At 35.6% G+C, this 22,050-nt stretch carries 23 protein-coding genes and 1 riboswitch; of the genes, 10 read left to right on the top strand and 13 right to left on the bottom strand.

The features are described 5' to 3' along the window. Nucleotides 1-83: 83 nt before the first annotated feature. Complete coding sequence (locus ACIQZI_RS01770) at nt 84-596, top strand: RNA polymerase sigma factor SigV (RefSeq protein ID WP_403068617.1); 513 nt, start codon at nt 84-86, stop codon at nt 594-596. Next, the gene (rsiV, locus tag ACIQZI_RS01765; RefSeq protein WP_403068614.1) at nt 589-1,455 is read left to right on the top strand and encodes an anti-sigma-V factor RsiV; all 867 of its coding nucleotides are present in this window, start codon (nt 589-591) and stop codon (nt 1,453-1,455) included. Before ACIQZI_RS01770 ends, rsiV begins: the two co-directional genes overlap by 8 nt. 383 nt (nt 1,456-1,838) lie before the next feature. On the opposite strand, the gene ACIQZI_RS01760 is transcribed toward rsiV, so the two are convergent. The 3 genes from ACIQZI_RS01760 to bioB form a co-directional block, all read right to left on the bottom strand. Further along, a complete protein-coding gene (locus ACIQZI_RS01760) occupies nt 1,839-2,705 on the bottom strand; it encodes a YitT family protein (protein ID WP_403068611.1) in 867 nt (288 codons plus the stop codon). Nucleotides 2,706-3,006: 301 nt separating this feature from the next. Beyond that, the gene (locus tag ACIQZI_RS01755; RefSeq protein WP_403068608.1) at nt 3,007-4,200 is read right to left on the bottom strand and encodes a nucleoside transporter C-terminal domain-containing protein; all 1,194 of its coding nucleotides are present in this window, start codon (nt 4,198-4,200) and stop codon (nt 3,007-3,009) included. A 314-nt stretch (nt 4,201-4,514) separates the two neighbouring features. Continuing rightward, nucleotides 4,515-4,616, bottom strand: a riboswitch (purine riboswitch). 111 nt (nt 4,617-4,727) lie between these two features. Further along, a complete protein-coding gene (bioB, locus tag ACIQZI_RS01750) occupies nt 4,728-5,717 on the bottom strand; it encodes a biotin synthase BioB (protein ID WP_403068605.1) in 990 nt (329 codons plus the stop codon). A gap of 122 nt (nt 5,718-5,839) precedes the next feature. Between bioB and ACIQZI_RS01745 the strand changes: the two genes are divergently transcribed. Genes ACIQZI_RS01745 through bioA form a run of 3 tightly spaced genes read left to right on the top strand, consistent with a single transcriptional unit; the run spans nt 5,840 to nt 8,465 of the window. Further along, nucleotides 5,840-6,400 carry a biotin transporter BioY gene (locus ACIQZI_RS01745; protein WP_062176336.1) on the top strand — a complete coding sequence of 187 codons (561 nt, stop codon included), beginning with the start codon at nt 5,840-5,842 and terminating at the stop codon, nt 6,398-6,400. Between the two features lie 3 nt (nt 6,401-6,403). Then, the gene (gene bioD, locus ACIQZI_RS01740) at nt 6,404-7,117 is read left to right on the top strand and encodes a dethiobiotin synthase (RefSeq protein ID WP_403068601.1); all 714 of its coding nucleotides are present in this window, start codon (nt 6,404-6,406) and stop codon (nt 7,115-7,117) included. Next, entirely contained in the window at nt 7,104-8,465 is a 1,362-nt protein-coding gene (gene bioA, locus ACIQZI_RS01735; RefSeq protein ID WP_403068598.1) for an adenosylmethionine--8-amino-7-oxononanoate transaminase, read from the top strand. Before bioD ends, bioA begins: the two co-directional genes overlap by 14 nt. Before the next feature lie 225 nt (nt 8,466-8,690). On the opposite strand, the gene ACIQZI_RS01730 is transcribed toward bioA, so the two are convergent. From ACIQZI_RS01730 to ACIQZI_RS01705, 6 genes are all read right to left on the bottom strand, one after another. Next, a complete protein-coding gene (locus tag ACIQZI_RS01730) occupies nt 8,691-9,149 on the bottom strand; it encodes a DinB family protein (protein ID WP_403068595.1) in 459 nt (152 codons plus the stop codon). 309 nt (nt 9,150-9,458) lie between these two features. Further along, nucleotides 9,459-11,144, bottom strand: coding sequence for a glycoside hydrolase family 13 protein (locus ACIQZI_RS01725; protein WP_403068592.1), 1,686 nt, complete (start codon nt 11,142-11,144; stop codon nt 9,459-9,461). A gap of 30 nt (nt 11,145-11,174) precedes the next feature. Then, nucleotides 11,175-11,996: a carbohydrate ABC transporter permease gene (locus ACIQZI_RS01720; RefSeq protein WP_062176321.1), complete on the bottom strand. Its 822-nt coding sequence runs from the start codon at nt 11,994-11,996 to the stop codon at nt 11,175-11,177. Further along, nucleotides 11,996-12,856, bottom strand: a complete 861-nt coding sequence (locus tag ACIQZI_RS01715; protein ID WP_403068588.1) for a carbohydrate ABC transporter permease — start codon at nt 12,854-12,856, stop codon at nt 11,996-11,998. Before ACIQZI_RS01715 ends, ACIQZI_RS01720 begins: the two co-directional genes overlap by 1 nt. Before the next feature lie 85 nt (nt 12,857-12,941). Continuing rightward, nucleotides 12,942-14,171, bottom strand: a complete 1,230-nt coding sequence (locus tag ACIQZI_RS01710) for an ABC transporter substrate-binding protein (RefSeq protein ID WP_403068585.1) — start codon at nt 14,169-14,171, stop codon at nt 12,942-12,944. 75 nt (nt 14,172-14,246) lie between these two features. Continuing rightward, complete coding sequence (locus ACIQZI_RS01705) at nt 14,247-15,257, bottom strand: LacI family DNA-binding transcriptional regulator (RefSeq protein WP_062176312.1); 1,011 nt, start codon at nt 15,255-15,257, stop codon at nt 14,247-14,249. A 440-nt stretch (nt 15,258-15,697) separates the two neighbouring features. On the opposite strand from ACIQZI_RS01705, the gene ACIQZI_RS01700 reads away from it, so the two are divergent. Continuing rightward, complete coding sequence (locus ACIQZI_RS01700) at nt 15,698-16,108, top strand: (deoxy)nucleoside triphosphate pyrophosphohydrolase (RefSeq protein WP_403068581.1); 411 nt, start codon at nt 15,698-15,700, stop codon at nt 16,106-16,108. Between the two features lie 5 nt (nt 16,109-16,113). Here ACIQZI_RS01700 and ACIQZI_RS01695 read toward each other — a convergent pair whose 3' ends face one another. Next, nucleotides 16,114-16,314 carry a DUF3427 domain-containing protein gene (locus ACIQZI_RS01695; protein ID WP_403071971.1) on the bottom strand — a complete coding sequence of 67 codons (201 nt, stop codon included), beginning with the start codon at nt 16,312-16,314 and terminating at the stop codon, nt 16,114-16,116. Between ACIQZI_RS01695 and ACIQZI_RS01690 the strand changes: the two genes are divergently transcribed. From ACIQZI_RS01690 to ACIQZI_RS01675, 4 genes are all read left to right on the top strand, one after another. Beyond that, the gene (locus ACIQZI_RS01690; RefSeq protein ID WP_403072178.1) at nt 16,282-16,461 is read left to right on the top strand and encodes a hypothetical protein; all 180 of its coding nucleotides are present in this window, start codon (nt 16,282-16,284) and stop codon (nt 16,459-16,461) included. The genes ACIQZI_RS01695 and ACIQZI_RS01690 overlap by 33 nt on opposite strands. Nucleotides 16,462-16,701: 240 nt before the next feature. After that, on the top strand, nt 16,702-17,187 hold the full coding sequence (locus ACIQZI_RS01685) for a DUF2975 domain-containing protein (RefSeq protein ID WP_403068578.1): 486 nt from the start codon (nt 16,702-16,704) through the stop codon (nt 17,185-17,187). 35 nt (nt 17,188-17,222) lie between these two features. Further along, on the top strand, nt 17,223-17,702 hold the full coding sequence (locus ACIQZI_RS01680; protein WP_403068575.1) for a DUF2975 domain-containing protein: 480 nt from the start codon (nt 17,223-17,225) through the stop codon (nt 17,700-17,702). Nucleotides 17,703-17,712: 10 nt separating this feature from the next. Continuing rightward, the gene (locus tag ACIQZI_RS01675) at nt 17,713-17,928 is read left to right on the top strand and encodes a helix-turn-helix domain-containing protein (protein WP_403068572.1); all 216 of its coding nucleotides are present in this window, start codon (nt 17,713-17,715) and stop codon (nt 17,926-17,928) included. Nucleotides 17,929-18,154: 226 nt separating this feature from the next. Here the strand turns inward: ACIQZI_RS01675 and ACIQZI_RS01670 are convergent, their stop codons facing one another. The 3 genes from ACIQZI_RS01670 to ACIQZI_RS01660 form a co-directional block, all read right to left on the bottom strand. Further along, on the bottom strand, nt 18,155-18,736 hold the full coding sequence (locus tag ACIQZI_RS01670) for a competence protein ComK (protein WP_403068569.1): 582 nt from the start codon (nt 18,734-18,736) through the stop codon (nt 18,155-18,157). Between the two features lie 442 nt (nt 18,737-19,178). Beyond that, nucleotides 19,179-20,186, bottom strand: coding sequence for a DNA sulfur modification protein DndB (locus ACIQZI_RS01665; protein WP_403071968.1), 1,008 nt, complete (start codon nt 20,184-20,186; stop codon nt 19,179-19,181). A gap of 37 nt (nt 20,187-20,223) precedes the next feature. Beyond that, on the bottom strand, nt 20,224-21,315 hold the full coding sequence (locus ACIQZI_RS01660) for a DNA sulfur modification protein DndB (RefSeq protein WP_403068566.1): 1,092 nt from the start codon (nt 21,313-21,315) through the stop codon (nt 20,224-20,226). Between the last annotated feature and the right edge of the window lie 735 nt (nt 21,316-22,050).

Below are 22,050 nucleotides of genomic sequence, written 5' to 3'. Positions count from 1 at the left end.
AATTTAATTAATTAAAACTTTTTGCAGAAGAACGACGTTTTAGTATTGTATTCAAAATTGATACACAGCAAGGGAGTAAAATAATGTTCAAAAAAAGGAAAATAGAAAAAGCATTTATTCAATTCGTGACTGAAAATGAAGCGAACTTATACCGTTTTGCCTATAATTATGTGAAAAATCAACAAGATGCTTTAGATGTGGTTCAGGAGTCTATTCGAAAAGGGCTATGTTCAATTCACAAGATTGAAGATGTGTCAGTAATTAAAAGTTGGATGTATCGAATTGTAATAAATACTTCGATTGATAGCATCAGAAAGCATAAAAAAGTACATCCAATGGAAAGTGAAGCCATTGAACATTTACTAGGTGGTACAGATAAATATGAGAATCTAGATTTGAAAAATGCGATCGAGTCGCTACCGCATAATTATCATACCATTATTTTTCTTCGCTTTTTTGAAGATCTGAAGATCGAAGAAATAGCCAAGGTATTAGAGGAAAATGCTAACACCATTAAAACGAGATTATATAGAGCGCTAAAGCTATTAAGAATAGAATTAGAAGATGGAATTCAGGAGGATCAAAGGTATGAATAGAATGAAACAACTGATAAAAGAATATCAAAATATTGAAATCCCAGAAGAATTACACACAGTGGTTAAGCAAGCACTACGTCAAGAAAAGAAAAGAAAACCTAAAAAAATGTATATAGGAATTGCAGTTGCAGCTATTTTATTTATTTCGAGTGTGAACACAAGTTCAACTATTGCACATGCCTTTTCCGATATTCCAGTTTTAGGTAAAATGGTAAACTTAATTACGTTTAGAGAGTATAGAGTTAATGAGGATACTTATAATGCAAATATTAAAGTACCTGCAGTTACCAACTTAGACAATAAAGATTTAGAAAAAAGTTTAAACGAAAAATATTTACAAGAAAATGAAAAATTATATCAAGAATTTTTAAAAGACATGGAAGAGGTAAAGAAAAGTGGAGGTGGCCATTTAGGTATAGATAGTGGTTATGAAATTAAAACAGACAACGAGCAACTTCTTTCAATCGCTAGGTATAATGTGAATACGGTAGGCTCTTCATCAACGACAATGAAATTTGATACGATTGATAAAAAAAACCAAATTCTAATAAATCTACCAAGTCTATTTGAAAATGAGGATTATGTGGATGTAATTAGTGAAAATATAAAAGAACAAATGAGAGCACAAATGAAAGCGAACCCTGAAGTGTCATATTGGGTAAGTGGGATCGGTGAAGAAGTATTCGATTCATTTGAAAAAATAGGTAAAGAGCAAAACTTTTATATAAATAATCAAGGGAAGTTAGTTATTTCATTTGATAAATATGAGGTTTCTCCTGGTTTTATGGGTGTGGTGGAATTCATTATTCCAACTGATGTCATCCAAGATCAATTAGTGAGTAATGAATATATAAAATAGGATTTGTTTATCATTTTATTGATTTTCACAGTAATTTGGAATAACAATTCTGCTACATTTATGGTTTTAAATAGTATACGTCCATTGAGGTGTTATAAATGACCAAAACGGACTGAATATCATAGATTGTTGTGTTTGTATCATCGTACCCCCCATATAAAATTGATACTCTAATTATACAGAAAAAAGGTATAATCTCTTCGCAAAATGAAGGATTACACCTTTTTCTATTCGGAGGGGACTTTTACAGTGCCCTCTGTTTTTGCTTGGTCCTTTGCTCTTTCAATCAAACTCGCGACAATACACTGATTTTGTCTTGCGTTTAAACCGATTAACCGTAAACATTGTCTTCGTGATCTGCGATAATAAGAAGTTCGTTCATTTTAATGAGCCGAACTTTTCCTAAAGTTACTACCTGAAACATCAGCAACATTCTCTATGGCGATTAAAGCTTTCGGGTCTATTTCTTGAGCAATGGTACGTAAACTAGATAATTCGATCCGAGATACGATCGTATATATGATCTTTTTGGGCTCGTTACTATAAACACCCTCACCATGAATATACGTAATGCCGCGACCTAATTCCTGTATTAAAGAATTTGCAATTTCTTCTGGTTGATCAGAAATAATCGTTACTGATTTTAATTCTTCCATACCTTCAACGACAATATCAATCATTTTATAAGCAATAAAATAAGTAATAATAGAGTACATAGCTGTTTCCCAACTAAATACTAATAAGGCAGCAAGGACAAAAATAAATACATTGACAATCATGACAAATTGTCCGACTGAAACAGGTCGTTTTTTGCTTACAAGAATGGCAATAATTTCTGTACCGTCTAAAGCACCACCCGTTCTAATAACTAAACCAACACCCGCTCCTAGTATGACTGCACCCACTACCGTTGCTAAAAATAAATCATCTGTAAAAGGCTCAAAATGATGCAAATAAGAAGTAAATATAGATAAAACAATAACGCCATATAAAGTATGAAGGGTAAATTTCGTACCTATTCTCTTATAACCGATATAAAGAAATGGTATATTGAAAATAATGAGAAATAAACTCATGTTTAAACCAGTTAATTCCGCTGTAATGATCGAAAGACCAATAATCCCACCGTCTAAAATATCATTCGGAACTAAAAATAATTCAAGCCCAACAGCAGCAATAATCGCACCAATTGTAATCATAATTAATTGTTGAACTTCTTTTACTACCCGTTTTTTCTTTGTCAATCCCATCTAAATCAAGCCTTTCCTATTTGAAATACATGATTAATCATACATTAAATACAGCCTGGAAGAAAAAAGAAAGAACTATTGATTACAAAAAAGAATTCTATCGTTGGTAATAATCGTACGTAGTTCGGGGAAACAAACATTCTAGGACTCCTAATTAACTTTTTCCTATAAAAAAAGGAATGTCCCATTACAAAAGACCAGATCCACATCTACTTTATACCGTTTATCTCTATATGCATAATAAACGATGGATAGACTGTGAGGTCAGATCTTTTGGGACATCCTCTTGATTACTGCTTTATTACCATACAAATAAGCCGACAATCATCGCACTTAATAAGGAAACCGCAATGCCGCTGACGAGAAGCTTCCAGACGTTTTTACCGATAATCGCTGATTTTCCTTCTGATAATACCGAATTATACGTTCCATAAATCATACCGACTGTACTAAAATTCGCAAATGATGTTAAGAACGTTGTTGCAACCGCAATCGTATGTGGTGGCAGTGTATCTAAGTTGCTCTTTAGATCCATCATGGCCACAAATTCATTCGTCGCCAATTTAATTCCCATTAACTGTGCGACATACATAGCATCATGCCCTGTCAAACCAAGTAAAAAGGCAAATGGACTAAAAATGACTGAAAAGATTTTCTGAATCGTCAGACCATCTACAATAACACCCAAAATTCCATTTAGGCCAGCTGTAAGAGCGACATAGCCAATCACCATCGCTAATATAACGATAACCATATTCATACCGACTAACATACTATTCGAAATCGTCGAGAAGAAATCCTTTTTCTCCGATTTTGGCGGTACATAAATAATATCTTCCTCTTTTGGTACATGGATTGGGTTTAAAATACTAACTAAAATAAGTGCATTTAAACAGTTTACAGGTATCGCAGTAAAGACATATTCTGCCGGGACCATTGATAAATAGGCACCAATAATCGATCCGCTAATACTACTCATACTCATAATTCCAAAGGTAAGCAAACGATTGTCCTTTAAAACAGATAGCTGATCACGAATGACAGCTAACGCTTCGGTATTTCCTAAAAACATCATTTGAATCGAGAAAAAGCTTTCTAGTTTGGGCAAGCGTGATACTTTAGAAATCACCCAGCCCACTTTATCAATAATCCACGTTAAAATGCCAAAATAAGATAAAATGTCAAAGAAAGTAACAACGAAAATAATAGGCAACAATGCACTAAAGAAAAAGTCTACTGTTTCATTTGCCATAACCGATGGAAAGACAAAGGCTATTCCTTCACTTGCACAGGCAATTAACCACGTAAAGAATGAGGCTATTTTAGTAATGACCCAGCTCCCTATTGTTGTTCCTAACATAAACCATGTAATAAGCAATTCGACTACAATGAGTGAAATAACCGGTCTCCATTTCACTTCTTTCTTATTTGGAGAACACAAGAACACGACGCCTAAGACAACAAAAACGCCTAATAGATTTAACAAAAAGTACATGAAAGCAGCTCCTAGATGTGGATTTCAACAAGATTAACAGCGTATTCGCCTCACGATTGCATATATACCATTTTTACAAAATCATTCATTGATTTCACAAAAGATGCAACTCATTAAAGGCTAAGGTACTGGATTTGGATGTAGAAACACTACTATAATTATCCACAACTAAAAACCCCTTTATACGCCAAACAACAAAAAAGCTCTTACTTTTCATATATTCTGATCAACAGAAAGAATGAAAAATAAGAGCTTCATAGGAAGAGATATATGACATAGACAAAACTCATCCACTACATGGTTCTTCCAATCTACATTAATTCAAACTTTCTTGTAGTCTAGTATTTTACGGCTACTAGGTAGAGACGATCAGACCATATTACTGATAATATACAAGAAGTATTTATAACTTGATTCAATTGGTATGAACAAATAGTACGCGTTCGCTTATGATTAATCAATACTTTGATCGTTATTCGGAATAGCAAAATTTCCGAGAAAATTCATAATCATTTTAATAGAGTCTATTACAAAGCACATTCTTCGATTTCAAAACCTAATTCCGCAATCATTCTCCAATCATCTAATGGTTGCTGACCTTCTGTCGTTAAGTAATCCCCAACGAAAATCGAATTAGCTGCAAACAAGCCTAACGGCTGAAGAAAACCAAGATTCACTTCCCGTCCACCAGAAATTCGAATTTCTTTCGTTGGATTTACAAATCGCATCATCGCAATGATCTTTAAACAGTTTATCGGTGTTAACTCTTTCATTTCACTTAATGGTGTTCCTTCAATTGCCACGAGAAAGTTACAAGGTATCGAATCAGCATCTAAATCACGTAATTCAAAGGCGATATCTACTCGCTGCTCTTCATTTTCCCCCATTCCAAAAATAGCACCAGAACAAGGGGATATTCCCGCTTCTTTCGCTTGCTGTACAGTATCTATTCTTTGGTCATACGTATGTGTTGTACAAATCTCCTCATACTGATCACGATGTGTATTGACATTGTGATTGTAACGATGAACCCCCGCATCTGCTAGAGCTTTCGCATGATCTGGATTCAGGAACCCTAAACAGCAGCAAATCTTTAAATTTGTCGTTTCTCGAATCTCTTTTACAGCGTCAACAACATGGGAAATTTCTTTATTAGTAGGACGTCTTCCAGAAGCAACAATACAATATGTACCCGCTTTACGATAAATAGCCTCTTTTGCACCTTGAATAATTTTCTCTTTCGTTAGCCAGGCATATTTGTCAATCGGTGTTTCTGCAACGATTGACTGTGAACAGTATCCACAATTTTCAGGACAAAGACCTGACTTTGCATTAATAATCATATTCAATTTAACTTTATTTCCATAGTGATGATACCGAATCTTATAAGCAGCATTCATTAATTCTAAAATCTTGGTATCTTCTATTTGCAAAAGAGACAGGGCTTCTTCTTTACTCACTGCTTCCCCACTTATTACTCGCTCCGCTAATTGTTGTAGCTCCATTTCTTTTATCATATCCATTTCTCCTCTTTTCTGTAGAATCTCTTTAATGTTAACCTAAAAATAAAATAAGTTGACAATAGAATTATAAATCATGCAGAATAATATTCAAGTAAAAAAATAAACGAGGTGAAATAGTGAAAAATACAACCATAGCGTTCGCAGCATTATTCGCTGCCTTAACCGCAATAGGGGCATTCATTAAAATTCCTATTCCCTTTATTCCTTTTACACTACAAATTTTATCTGTCTATCTTGCTGGTGCCCTATTAGGGCCTAAGCTTGGCAGTTTAAGTCAACTTTGCTATGTGTTAATCGGATTAGTCGGATTACCAATCTTTACAGAAGGAGGCGGACCCAGCTATCTTCTCAAACCGACATTTGGCTATTTAATCGGTTTTATATTGGGGGCCTATGCAAATGGCTGGTTTATTCAAAGGTTTAACTTAAAAAGAATCTATTCTATTTTCTTCGCCAACTTAAGTACCCTCCTCATTGTGTACTTCTTTGGATGCATTTGGCTTTATGGAGCAATGAAATGGGTGATTGAAAAACCTCTTTCTCTTCATGAAACATTGTTATTTGGTTTCTATTTACCTGCTCCCGGTGATCTATTATTAGCTGCGATGAGTGCTGCTATCATTGCTAAAGTGCGTCCAAGATTAAAAAATACCATTATTAAGCAAGGAGCTGCATGAAAGATGGGTCAATCATTCTTTATTACAGGAACAGGCACAGATATTGGCAAAACGATCACTACCGGTTTCTTATATTACTCATTAAACAAGCTTGGATTGAAAACAACCGTATTTAAACCGTTTCAAACAGGGTTAATTGAAGAAACACAAACTTATCCTGATTTAGATTGGTTCCAGTCGGTCATTGGTGTTAGCAATGCGGGGTTTTATGCCTTGGAACCTGAAACTTCTCCTCATCTAGCGATTAAGCTACAAAGTGCCAAAGTGAACATCGAAGCTGTTTTACAAAGACTGAAAGAATTAGAACAAGCGAATGATATCGTCTTAGTCGAAGGAGCTGGAGGATTAGCCGTTCCTTTAATAGAACGAGAAGATGACTTTTACATGACAAAAGATTTTATTAAAGACGCGAATATGCCTTCTATTCTTGTTAGTCCAAGCGGTCTTGGTTCGATTCATGATGTCTTAACAACTAACCAATATGCTAACCATTATGAAATCCCTATTCAATTATTACTTTTCAATAGATTTGAAGAAACGAACATCATTCATCTGGACAATGTCGAGACCTTAAAGCGAATCGTTCAGTTGCCTGCTTTAGCTATTCCTTTTTTTGAAGATGTCAAAAATGAATTAGAGCGCTATTGTGAAAACTGTATACAATCCGAATCATTCAAGAAGCAAATCAAGGAGGTTTTCCGTTATGAAACACGATGAAGTACAAAATTTAGAAAACTGGGATAAAGAATATGTCTGGCATCCATTTACTCAAATGAAAATGTATCAACAAAATAAACCGCTGATTATTGAAAGAGGACAAGGTAGCTATTTGTATGATATTGAAGGCAAGAAATATTTAGATGGCTATGCTTCTCTATGGGTAAATGTCCATGGACATAATGTTCCTGCGTTAAATGAAGCACTGATCCATCAAGTACATCAAATCGCTCATTCTACTTTATTAGGTTCTGCCAATGTTCCATCTATTCTACTAGCAAAGAAATTAGCAGAAATCACACCAGGCAACTTATGTAAAGTCTTCTATTCTGATACAGGTTCTGCTTCCGTTGAAATCGCCTTAAAAATCGCTTATCAATATTGGCAAAATACCAATCTTGAAAAATATAAAAATAAACATACATTTATCTCCTTAGACGATGCGTATCATGGTGACACAATCGGTTCCGTCAGCGTAGGTGGTATGGATTTATATCATCGCATCTTTGAGCCATTGCTTTTCAAACGTGTCTCATTACCAACACCTCACACGTATCGAATGACAGAATTTGATCATGCCGAAGATGTTAAGAATTTCTGCTTACAGCGGTTAGAAAGCTTACTTCAAGAAAAAGCCGATGAAATAGCTGGGATAATCATTGAGCCTTTAGTACAGGGAGCAGCGGGAATCATTACTCATCCATCTGGTTTCTTAAAAGGTGTAGAAAACCTTTGTAGAAAATATAATATTCTTCTCATTTGTGATGAAGTGGCTGTTGGCTTTGGACGCACCGGAACAATGTTTGCCTGTGAACAAGAAGAGGTTGTACCCGACATATTATGTGTAGGAAAAGGAATAACTGGCGGCTACATGCCTCTCGCAGCAACGATTACAAGTCAAAAGATTTTTGATGCTTTTTTAGGAGAAAAAGAGGAGCATAAAACGTTTTACCATGGTCATACATACACCGGTAACCAACTAAGCTGTTCCGTTGCACTAAAAAATATTCAATTAATGGAAGAAACAGCATTAATCGAAAAAGTTCAAGTGAATGCTTCATTCGTAAAAGAACAATTACAAGAATTATATAAGCTAGACATTGTAGGGGACATTCGACAACGAGGATTAATGGTTGGAATAGAGATTGTACAAAACAAAGAAACGAAAACTATTTTCCCAATTCAAGAAAATAAACTTGATAACATTGTCTTAGCTGCACGTCAAAAAGGACTGATCATCCGCCAATTAGATCAAGTATTAACATTTATGCCTGTTTTAGCAATGAGTCAAAATGAGCTAGAAGAAGCCATTAGAATAATATACCAATCTATTTTAGAAAATATGTAACTTGCCTGTTAATAGATTTGACGTAACGTTCTCAATATTATTTTACTAAAAATCAATAGTTTAAATGTTACTGATAAGAATAAAAATCCTTCACGTAGTGTTAGTACAATATTAATCCATTTCATTGTACGTATATAGTTCACTTTGCAAATTTAAGTATTCTAAAAAATGCTTCTGCCGTCACCAAAAAACCGGTTAAGAATTTATTCTTAACCGGTTAAATCATTATAATGAAGCTTCGATCAAACGCTTCATTGTTTGAACTTGTCCTAAGTGAAGCGATTCATGAAACGCTACAAAGTTGGCTATTTCACCAACAGAAGACATTCCTAAAAATGGTTCTGGCAGCGTTTCTTCAAAACGAGCATCCGGGATCGCCGTAAGACGAGTAAGTTGTTCTTTCAACTGTTCAATTAACGTTTCAACAGTCGGGACCTCACCTTGCCAATCACTTGGCTTAGTACGGGTTCCAAACAACTCCCCATAATTAGCTGGTAGACTCCCGCTTTGCGGGAAGCCTAATAAAAGCGACTCTGCAGAAATCAGAACATGGCCAATCTGCCAATGAATCGTATTATTAAAGCCTGCTGGTTGCACGTCCATTACCTGATTAGATAAGGACTCCGCATTTTTAATGAAATATCCTCTTGTCAGTTCAAATTGCTTCTTGATTAAGTTGCTCATGGAATCTCTCCTTCAACGATATATATGTAGAAGTATACCGACTATAATTTCCCAAGGCAAATATTGTGTTTGGGAACAAGCATTGCAGGACACGTGTAGGTACAAAATTTTATATCAGTTTGTTCAACGAAAGCTCCTTAGTTGTGAAGATCTTGATAAGCTTTGGACCAATGAAATGGCTACACTTCTTCTAATGATTTATATAGCAGTTGATTATCAGAAGTAGTCACTGCTACTTTTACATCACTTCCCCAATAAATTTGATGAACGACCGCTTCTTTCCACCAAGCTTTATTCATAATTTTACTCCTAATACCCTTTGTACACTCTTGTTTCATATGGTCTTAATGTAAACGATGTTCGTTTCGCTTCTGTTTCTTCTAAAACATAATTGCTAATGAGCAGCTCATTCGGTGTAAACGTATAATCCTTTGGCATAACAAATTCCGCTTGCTCTTCACTAAAGTTCGTCACAATAAGAAGTTTCTCTTCTTGATATGATCTCGTGTAAGCAAAGATCTGTTCATGTTCAGCCAAAATTAGCTCATATTCTCCATACACAATGATTTCATTTTCTTTGCGCAATCTAATTAGCTTACGATAATAATGGTAAATAGAATTTGGATCCTGTATAGCCTGCTTAGCATTAATTTGCTTATAGTTCGGATTTACTTTGATCCATGGCTGACCGCTAGTAAATCCTCCATGATCTGTATCATCCCACTGGATAGGGGTTCTTGCATTATCCCTTCCTTTTACGTAAATCGATTCCAATACCTTGTTTTTATCCATATTGCCATCTATCACTTTTTCTTTGTACATATTCAAGATTTCAATATCCCTGTACTCATCTATTGTTCCAAAACGAACATTCGTCATGCCGATTTCTTCCCCTTGATAAATATAAGGAGTTCCTTGAAGCATATGAAGGAAGGTTGCCAGCATTTTAGCCGATTCATTCCTGTATTCCTGGTCATTTCCGAATCGAGAAACCATCCGGGGCTGATCATGATTATTTAAATATAAGCTATTCCATCCGACACCATGAAGACCAGTTTGCCATTTCGTGATGTTTTCTTTTAAATCAAGAAGGTTGAGCGGCTTTAGATCCCATTTTCCATTAGGGCCTGAATCGAGATCCATATGCTCAAACGTGAACACCATGTTCAATTCCCCACGGTTTTGTTCTGTATAAAGCTTTGCCTCTTCAGCATCAACACCTGGCATTTCACCGACCGTCATAATGTCATATTTAGATAGCACTTCCTTATTCATTTCTTGTAAAAACTCATGAATACGAGGGCCATTCATATAATACTGTCCGCCACCCACATAAGCTTTTTCCTCTGGATTCGCCGCATCGGGAAAGCCAGGCACCTTAGAAATAAAGTTAATCACGTCCATGCGGAATCCGTCGATTCCTTTATCTAACCACCAAGCCATCATTTTGTATACTTCATTCCGTAGAGTAGGATTTTCCCAGTTTAAATCGGGCTGTTTCTTACTAAATAAGTGTAAATAATACTCATCAGTATCTTCATCATATTGCCATGCAGAACCACTAAATGCAGATTCCCAATTGTTAGGCTCTTTGCCATCTTTACCAGGACGCCAAATATAATAGTCACGATATGGGTTATCTTTTGATTTTCTAGATTCTGTAAACCAAGCATGTTCATCTGAAGAATGGTTTACCACTAAGTCCATAATCAACTTCATGCTCCGTGAATGAATTTCATGTAATAATTGATCCCAATCTTCTAAAGTTCCAAATTCATCCATAACTTCTTGGTAATTACTAATATCGTATCCATTGTCATCATTAGGTGATTTATACACCGGTGATAACCAAATCACATCCACCCCTAGTTTTTTTAAATAATCGAGTTTTTCAATTATTCCTTTAATATCGCCGATTCCATCCCCATTACTATCCTTAAAACTTCGAGGATAGATTTGATAAATAACACTTTCTTTCCACCATGACTTTTCCAAGTTTTTCACTCCAATATGCTAGAATATACTCTATTTAATTGAGCCTCTCATAACTCCACTAATAATCCATTTTTGAGCAAAGACATACACTAAAATCATCGGAGCAAGAGCCATTAAATAGGATGCGAATGCTAAATTATAATCCGTACTAAATTGTGATTGGAAAATGTACTGTACAAGTGGCAATGTTGCCATGCTTTGGTCACTTAAAAGCACGAGCGGGAGCATAAAGTCATTCCACGCACCAAGACAAGTAATAATAGCTACTGTTGCATTCATCGGAGCCAATAACGGGAAGATGACCTTCCAGAATACGCCCCATGTACTTGCACCATCTATAATCGCTGCTTCTTCCAATTCAACCGGTATGGACCTTATATACCCGATATAAATAAATACATTGAATGATAAATTAAATACAACATATAAAACAATTAAACCAACTAAATTATCCATTCCCCAGGCACTTGTTTGTTTAACTAACGGGAGCATAATAATGGGAAACGGGATGAACATGGCACTAAGAAAATAAAAGTACAATGTTTTATAAAACTTCTTATGCAAATTTCTTGCAATAGCGTAAGCAACTAAGGAATTGGTTAAAACCGTAAAAATCACCACAAAGAATGTAATAAAAAAACTATTCTTAAAGGCATTGAAAAAATTCGTCATTTCAATGGCTTGTTTAAAGTTATCAAATGACCAAGACTTCGGAAGTACAAGTAAATTCCCTGCCATTTCTGGAGGTGTTTTAAAAGCAATCGTAATCGCTAAATATATTGGGAAAAGAATAAAAAGTGAACCTAAAATTAAGAGAACGGTAATTATCCAGTTTGTTTTCTTGCGAGTCATTAGTTAGCCGCCTCTCTTCTATTTAAAATTTTGAGTTGAATAATAGAAATGATGACAATGACGACAAAGTACACGACAGCATTGGCAGATTGATAAGCGAATTGGCCACCTTCAAATCCTCCGCGGTAAATGAGCAAAGATATCGATTCTGTTGATTTACCAGGTCCTCCGCCTGTCATAGCGACAATCTGGTCGAATACCATTAAATAGTTTTTCATCGATAACACCATATTGATCGTAAAGAAAGGAGCAATCATTGGAAATGTAATCTTCCAAAACTTCTTCCAGATACCTGCTCCATCAATACTCGCTGCTTCATATAAGTCTTCTGAAATCGTGACCAGCCCAGCTAAATAAATAAGGGTATTAAAGGCAACACCCTGCCAAACGGCAACAATGACGATACCAATCCAGGCTAAATTCGGATCACCAAGAATATTTTTAGAGAGTAATTCTGAACCCAGTACTGTTCCGATTTGTGGTAGGAAATGAGCAAAAATGAAGTTGAAAATGAAACCAATGATCAGAATACTTAAGATATAGGGTAAGAAATAGATGGCCCTAAGCGTCTTTCGAAATTTAATCTTAGAATTAAGGCCAATAGCAATGAGCAAACTAATAATATTTACAACAATCGTAGTAACAATGGCAAATTGAAAGGTAAAAATATAGGCTGCTCCTGCACGGTTGTCCTTAAAGACATTCAGGTAGTTCTTTACCCCAACAAAATTCCAACTTCCATACCCTTTCCAATCTGTAAAGCTATAAAAAATTCCTTGCAAAGCAGGATACGTATGGAAAATAAAGAAAAGAGCAAGAGCAGGCAATGCAATAGCCATGAATACATGGTTTTTCTTCATATGATGACATCTCCTTTTTTAGAAGATGAGAATGACTCAAAAAGGGTTTGCTCCTTTTTTATGGGCCATCCTCATAATCTAGAAATCAACGATTCTCCACTTTTTCCCATTCTTTATCCAGTTTCTTCAGGAAGACAGCTTTATCTTGTTTAATTAAGAATTCCTGAACGAGGTTTTCCGCACCCATTCCCGCTGGATAGTAATGATCAGGGTAACTCGTAATTGTACCTGATTCAAAGTTTCCTTTTATTCCTTCAAAAACAGAATCTTCTTGGTAAACGTTTGCAATAGCTGAGAAAGCCTTCTGCTCATTAATGTATTTTTGAGAGATTTCTTCTTTCATCATGAATTCAATAAATTTCATTGCTTCGTCCTTATGTTTCGTTTCCTTATTCATCGTCAGTAAGACATCAACACCAGAAACTAATTTATTCTGTGCTGGATCATTATTGACAGGCATCGGGAAAACACCAAGTTCGATATTCGGATTTGCTTTTAAGATTTCAGGGATCGCCCAGTTACCCTGGATATACAAGACTGCCTCCCCTTTTGAAAATGCATTATTTCCGTCGCCGTAAGCAACGCCCATATTATCTTTGTGACCATATGAGATAAGCTTCAACATTTTATCAGCAACCTCATCATAGCTTTTGACAAATGAAGTTGCGCCTGCATTTTTCTTTTCAGCAAAGTCTTCACCAGCAATGTTAGCACCTAGCGAGTTCCAACTAATCATTCCAGTCCATGCATCTTTTAATGTGAAATAAATAGGTGTCTCTCCGGTTGCTTTTACCTTTTCAAGTAATGCGATAAATTCATCCCAAGTAGTTGGAACTTCAAGCCCAAGTTCAGCAAATTTTTGTTTATTATAAATAACAGAATTTGCATTCGTTGCATACGGAAGACCATATACGCCTTCTACTTCTGAACCAACCAAACGGTTTATCATATCAATATATGAAGGTTGTACAGTTTTAACTAAATCTGAGTCAGTGAAATCATTTAAAACTTCAGCACGCGCCAATTCACCATATGTGGCATTACCAGCAATAGACATCAAATCTGGTAAATCATTTTTAGTTAGACGTGTTTTTAACACCGTTTCAGCTTCTGGCGGTGAATTAAATTCTATTTTAATATCAGGATTTTCTGCCTCGAATTCTTTTATAAGTTCTTTATATGTATCAATACTCTCTGATTTATTCGAAAAAAGCTCTAGCTTAACACCATCACTTGAATCAGAGGATGAACAGCCAGTTAGAATGATAGTTCCTAAAGCGATTGTAGCGATACCTGTAGTTATTTTTTTAAACATAATATTCCCTCCAAATGTGAGATTGATAATTTCCACCCAACGTAAACGTTTACGTAAAAGAGTAAAAAGAAAAGTTTAACGCTTTTCTCTTACCGTTTCCCTTTCCAAAATTTCATGTGGTAAAATCCGATTCTCAACAAAAACATTTCCAGATTCAAGCATTTCAAAAAGCATACTTGCTGCTGTCTTCCCCATTTTAATTAAAGGTTGTCCAACAGTGGTTAGCGGTGGAATAGCCATTTCTGCAATACTCAAATTATCATACCCAATTATCGATACATCGTCAGGAATCTTTATTCCATGTTGATATGCAAAAGACAATGCTCCAAAGGCTATTTCATCACTAGCCGCAAAGATAGCGGATATTTCAGGTGATTGCTTCATAAGCTTCTCCATGCCATCTAATCCATCTTGAAAACCGAATCCCTTACTATAGATAATATTATTCTCTGTAAAAGCGATACCCTGATCTTTAAGAGCCATTTCAAATCCCATAATTCGTGGCTTACCAGCAATTAGGTCATCTTTGTTACCGCTAATCATCCCTATCTTTTTATGCCCTTTATTAAGTAGGTATTTGGTTGCTGAATAAGCAGCATGCTGATCATTCACTTTTACATAAGGTACTGGGTAAGAATAAGATTCTGTAGATAAGAGAACCATCGGAATGCCCATTTTTCTTATATAATTGTAATACTCCTCTTTTAAGATGGCGCTTACAAAAATTATGCCATCAATTCTTTTTTCATTTAATAACTGAAGGTACTTCATTGTTTTCTCACCATCAGCCTCGGTATGACAGACAATTACACTTGAGCCAAGTTCATGGGCCATCGTTTCAATACCGTTTAAGAAATCTGTTACCAGCATACTTGATAATTCAGGAAAGAGCACCCCTATTGTATGTGTCTTATTATTGATTAAACCCCTTGCTACAGCATTTGGTTCGTACCCCAGTTCTTCAATAACATGTTGAACCTTCTTTTTTGTTTTTTCCGAAAAACCAGGTTGATTATTAAGAACTCTAGAAACAGTTGCTATAGACACACCTGCTTTTTTGGCTACATCTTTGATGGTATACGCCATACTCCCACCTACTTCGTAAAATAAAATAACGAAAACGTTTACGTGATTATAATATCATCTTTTGAAAGCCTTTTCAATATTATCATAAAATTATATTATCCATTACCCGATTGTAAGTTTATCATTACCAGATGGCTATCAAAATATTTCAAATTTGATCACCCTTCATGCACTCTAACAACTCCTCAAAAGGTTTCCTCTCACGTTTCTCAATGTATTTTCTTCATTTAGTGCTCTTCATTCTTTCTATCACTTCTAGGACACTTCACCGAACAAGTAGTTTAACAAAAAAACTATAACATTATTCTCTTTTCTACCACACTCAAAGAAAGAAGCGTAAATTCATGGCTACTTCTATGTATGCAACTAGTATCCAAACTATTTGGGATCATCCGATTAAACATGATATGATAACAAAATAACACTTAGTGGAGGTTTCTATGAAAAAAGTAGTTAAGGTAGTTGCAGCAATCATCGAGAACGATCAAAATGAAATCCTTTGTGCTTTAAGATCTCCCGAAATGTCTCTTCCAAATATGTGGGAATTCCCAGGCGGCAAAGTAGAAAAGGATGAGGATATTTATTCTGCATTAGTACGTGAGATTGATGAAGAATTATCATGCAAAATCGAAACAGCAGAACTCTTTAATGATCATACTCATGAATATGAAACCTTTATTATTCATTTACTCTCCATAAAATGCAAAATTATTGATGGAAGACCCCTTCCAAACGAACACTCTACATTCATCTGGCTAAAAAGAGATAATTTAGCTTCATTAAAATGGGCACCAGCAGATATACCTGCCGTTGAACAATTACTTTCTGAAAAAATTAGTCTTCTCAACTGAGAAGACTATATTTTTATCGTGAATTCCTTATACAAGTTTTCAGGGATTTCATGCTCTAATTTAATTTTCACCGTTATTGGCTTCTCTCCCTCATATTCAACTGCATTTCCTTTGCCAATATAAATAAAAGGTTCTCTTTTCTTATCAATCATTTTGTATTTCCTTACAAATAAATGAAAATTGATTCCTCTTGCTTCATTGAAGATAATGTCTTTTCCTCGTTCCGTGTTTGGAGACGTATTGTTTGGTGTTTGCCATACAATTCATGGGATAAAGTGAAGGCTACACCAGCTCAAAGATTGGGAATTGCCGATAAACAATTTACGATGAAGGATATTATTTATTTTAAGTAGGTTCTGTTATCTTTCGTTGTTGATTTACTTTATTAAACTATTGGGAAGTTTTGTTTAACAAGTTGTAAATTTAACATTTTAAAATAAGAGCATTTCTTTGTAATGAGAAATGCTTTTTATTTTTGTCAAAATTAAAAGGATATAACAATAATAATATAATTAAAAACGATATGAGTTTATTGTAAAACGATAAATTATGTGTTAAAGTCATTTTATTATTAAATCAGTGAGGTGCTTTAAATGAATGTTAAACAAGGTTCAACCATTTTCTTAAAGGTAATTATTTTTCTGATTGGAATTGCGATGCTTGCTTTATGTATCTATTGGTTGCCTGAGATAGCCATTAAAGATGCAAAGGTACATCCAGATACGGCTTATTTCCTAATCCCCTTTTTAGTATGTGCATATGGATTCTGTATTACGTTTTCTGTTGCGTTGTATCAAGCATTTAAACTACTAACCTATATCGAAAAAAACAATGCTTTCTCTGAATTATCCCTTAAATCTTTGAAGGTTATAAAAAAATGTGCTTTTACAGTCATTTTCCTCATTCTGTTAGGAATAGTAAGCTTAAAGGTGCTTGCTAAAATCACAGGAGACGACCCAGCAGGTCCTATATCACTAAGTCTAATGGGTATTTTAGCAACAAGTATCATCGCAGCCATTGTGGATACCCTTCAAAAGCCATTGAAAAATGTCCCAGATATTAAGTCAAAAAATGATTAACGGGTTGAAAAAATTTAATTAACGAGGTACTTTTTATGAAACAAGTTACGACACTCTTTTTAAAGCTAGCTGTTATTTTTATGGGAATCTCAGTTCTTGCATTGTGCATATTTTTAGTGCCTCATCTGGCGAATTTCGCAGCAAATTTGTATCCAAATATTGCCTCAATGAAATATCTCGTTTTCATCGTGATGTACGGAGCGGCTGTGCCTTTTTACTTTGCTCTCTATCAGGCTTTCAATCTATTACGGTACATTGACGAGGGCACCGCGTTCTCGGAATTATCTGTAAAGGCCTTAAAGAACATAAAGTGCTGTGCGATTACAATCAGTGGTTTGTATGTATTAGGTTTGCCACTCTTTCATTTTATAGCGAAGAAAGTTGACCCTCCTATTGGATTAATGGGACTCATCATCATTTTTGCTTCGTTGGTTATCGCCGTTTTTGCTGCTATCCTCCAACGGCTTCTACAAGAAGCGATTAACATAAAATCAGAAAATGATTTGACGGTCTGAGGTGGAGGATATGGCAATTATTATTAATATTGATGTGATGTTAGCAAAACGAAAAATGAGCGTAACGGAGCTTTCCAAGAGGGTTGGGATTACGATGGCGAATCTTTCCATTCTGAAAAATGGGAAAGCAAAAGCGGTTCGTTTTTCAACATTAGAAGCGATTTGTAAGACTTTGGATTGTCAACCAGGTGATATTTTGGAGTACAAAAGCGACGAAGACACTTAATAAAAACAGACAACAACTTTCTTCAACCAACGGGATTAGATAGTGAAATTAAGATGAAGGGATACCGATTAAGCTATCCCTTCTCTGCGTTTATTATTGTTATTTAATTACAGAATTCTATTGAGAATTATATTGATATTAGTGACAAAAAATGTGATGTGTTTTGCAATGTTTGCACCCCAAAAGAGAACCCGTTACCCTTTTGGGGTATCCTCCTCCGTCTATTTTATTCCTCTTCTTCCTTCCCCTCTTTTCTCAAATGCAAGTTATATTCTCCCTTTTCTTCTATTATTGTAAGGCCGCTACCTGGTTCATATAGTAAAGTCCTGCTTTTTTCAATCGTATGACGTACTTGTAAAGTAATCTGAAGCACAGCTGCGTATCCGCGCCGTTTATCGACTTGTTCACTTTTTAGTGAAATAGTAATGCTGTGTCCATGCATTAAGTGTAAAATTGTTTTTTTATTAGAAATTACTTCAGGTCTAATGATTTTTGGAGTAACAATCCAGATTTTCTTTTTACTATTTGATGTATGGAAAGGAGCTAGAATAATCCCATGCTCGGCATTCAGTGCAACTGGTAAAAAGTATTTCCCGCCAAGAATCGAACGTGCTCCTACTATGGCCCCATCTAAATCGCGTGCATAATAGTTAAAGGATTCTTCGAGTACATCTTTAATTGGCTTTTTAACAAGGATAGAATCTTTTCCTTCTATTACCCTCGTATTTTCATTTCCTTGCTTGTCATATTCGGAAAATAAGCATACTGTTTCTCTGTTTATTATATAGAATCGTTTACTGAACATCATTGACACTCCTCATTTAGGTGATTGATTATTCACACGTTCCTTTGTTCCGATTTATCCCGCATTAACGGAAAGTCAAGACCCCTCCCTCAAGGCTTAGAGGAATCAAAGAAGCGAGGGTGGGAGATAACTGCCCGTAAAAGCCCGATTGGTTCAACTAACAATCAGTGGGGATAAAACCCCCCACTGATTGAAGTTTCACTTTATTAGCTAAAACCAATCCTTCATTTCTATCATCCATACACAATACATTTTCTGTTTCCATACACTTTCTCTACTTGATCTGTTTTCCTTTTTAATCGCCAATTCTTTACTAATGATTTTAAAAAGGTATACTAGATAATAAGACAGGATTCATCCTGACTGAAACGCCCATGAGCAACGTCTTCGGAGGACCCTTGCTCATGGGTTATTTTTTGTATTATTTCCCATTTTCAGATAAATCTCACCTCCCACAAGAATAAAGCCAAGTTCTTAGTTTTTTCATATTGCTTTTGTCATTGGCCAGATAAAATAGTGGCTTTCGTCCTTTCATCGTTCCACTAAATACTTCTCTCCAGATTGGATTATCCGGTGTCCAATCTACATCCTGTAAACTCTCCATCCTCTTCACGATGTATTCTTGTCGATTTGTGAAGGGCTGATTTTCCATTTGGTCGTTGGCAAATTGAGCGACGGCGGTTAGGATTGGGTAGCTTGCTAACATAGACTGGTGATAGTCACCGATTTCCTCTGGCGGACATAGCTTAAAGAGTTGGTCAAGCCAAAGGTGGATGAGTTGGAGGTATTCCCCGTTTTGTAAATATGTTGTTTTGATCTTGTCTTCAATGTTCGTTGCGAAGTGACCGGTGATGAAGATACCAACGATTTGCCTTAACTGGGATAGCGAAACTAAATTTTTATTTTTTGGTCGGATAATGTTTTGTTTTTCCAACTCTACCCCGGCTATTTTTAAATTTGGATGACTTTGCAACACTTGATTTGTGATGACATTCAAATGGTTCCGGGAATCAAAAGATATCCGCTTGGAGAGAGCTACTTTCTTGCCTTTTAAATTCACATCAAGGTAAAGCTGCGCTGCTTCTGCTTCTGAGAGGTTTTCAAACACTTGGAGTGCGATATGCGTTTCTTTGATGAGGTATTTCAGCTTATAGGCTTGTTCTACCTTCGTATCATCAAATGACTTTAACGCTTTGAAAATGCTGTCCTCTAGCTGTACGAAGGCTTTCATTCTTTGTGAACCGTCAATAATTGAAAGTTTCATTGTAGATGAATCGTTGATTTCTCCTTCCTCCAAGTTCACAATCAATGGTGGAATATAAATATTTTCTGTTAGGGCGTTTTCCAATAAATAATTTCTGATAGAGCGGACCCTTGTCTGATCTGTCTCTCTTACCTGTATTTGGCCATTTCGAACGAGAGAGATTAGCTCTTCGATAGAAAAGGAAGTCATGCTTCTTTTTTTTGTACGTAATTCCTGAAGGCTCATCCTACCATGTCCTTTCTTTTTCCAAACTGTCGCAAAATGCTATCGCTGTTTTTTGCATGCTTGTCGTTCTTGAGTGATTATTAATTCGTTTCTTTTGCTGGTCGTAGATGTGAGGATAGTGTGGATCATCATGCTTCCATGTACAATATATTTGAAGTTTCTCCATCTGCTGCAATGCTTCTTCGTAGGTGAGTTTATGATGTTTATGCAATAGAAAAGCTGTCAAACCAAGTGCTATTTGGATACCGCTATAGCCAGATGTGAATTTCTTTCGATTCGCTGGATTCCTCGGGAAAATCGTGAGCCAAGTTTCAAAAAATGCCGTTCCGATTGTAACAGCTTCTTCATTCGTAAGTCCTCCGAGCTTGACCCGTTTTGTACTAACCGTTAAGTTTCCATCGAAAAGAGCAAGCAAACAGCGTCTCATGATTGTGAGGGAAGTAAGCGCCGAGTTGCTCATCGAAATCCGTGATAGTTTATCTTCAATCTCCATTTTAGATGCCAAGCGGCTTGCAATTTGCCGTGTAATGTCTGCATAATGGTCTCGCTGATCATACTGCATCACCAAGCCTAAATGCGGTTCTTTTCTTTTTGTATTTAAATCTGAAAAAAGTTGCTGCTCCTCTTGCTTGTCTAAGTCGAGATAAATTTGGACGCTAATCGGGTATCCCTTCAACTTCTTTATTTGTGCTTGAACTTTCCTTAATTCCATTTGATTATCCATTAGTTCTGCCGTTTCTTGTAAGCCTTGCAGGTGAGTAATCGCCGCGATCAATCCTGCAGTTCTGTGCTGTCCGTCAAGTATATACACTTTACAACCATCTGAAAGTTCGCCACCTCCATCGGTTTCGACAATGTTTCCTCTACTAGAAAAGATAAATGGCGAGAAATAGAAATCATTTTCCTCCAATGTTTGAATAATAAAATCCCGTATTTCAAATTTTCGCTTTACATCTAACTTTCTTTGAACCTCTTGATCAATCTCAAAAATCGCTTGCAATGTCTGGAATTTAATTTGTGAAATCAAGACTTTCCTCCCGAAAGATTGGAAGTATTTACCTGGTATCGTGACTTTCATTTCTTGATATGTCATGTCGCACACCTCTTTTATCCAACTAATGTAATGGTTATCTTTTCCTATTATCCTATGAAGCACTCTTTTTGTAAAACTCTCTCAATTACTAAATGGAGAAATTCCCTTTAAACTCTTTAAAACTCAACTCGTTTTATTTTCTAATTCTTGACATATTTAATCCGTTGATTTATATTATAAATTTTCTGTATTCAATTCCCGATATTTTAATGAATTGCAGCGTTTTCACCTACTAATTCTTTATCTTTTTTTACTTTAAATCCCAACATTATTAATTATTTGTAAAATTTTTCTTTTTTTCACGAAAATTCTTTATCTTTTGTTTCTAGTTCAAAAAAAGCTTGCAGGACAGGTCTCAATCTGACCACTCTGCAAGCTTTTTTCTTTTTTTCACTTTGCTGCAATCATAATGCTGCTTGTATCTGTACGTTTAAGTACGGTCTGCTCTTCACTTTAGCCCATTACTTCTCGATTTCTCTTGTGTATACTTCCATATTGAGCGATTCTTGTAACATCGACTTTTCATCTCAACCTTTACTTCTTTTCTTTAAACCAATTTCATATTTTACGTTACGATTATAAATCGAATACCGTTCCAGACCGTCCTTTAATGCTGAATCATGATCAGTTTATATCTAATACGTTTAACCACCTTCTCCATCTAATAGTTTTACCCATTCATTTTCCTTACACTTAAAACTTAAGAGACTATCATCTCTTAAACGACTTTGCTCT

Origin of the sequence: Peribacillus sp. NPDC096379 (genome assembly GCF_044762875.1) — a bacterium.
Classification (GTDB): domain Bacteria; phylum Bacillota; class Bacilli; order Bacillales; family DSM-1321; genus Peribacillus.
The sequence above is the reverse complement of the archived record's forward strand: the minus strand, read 5'-3'. Positions and strand labels throughout refer to the sequence as shown.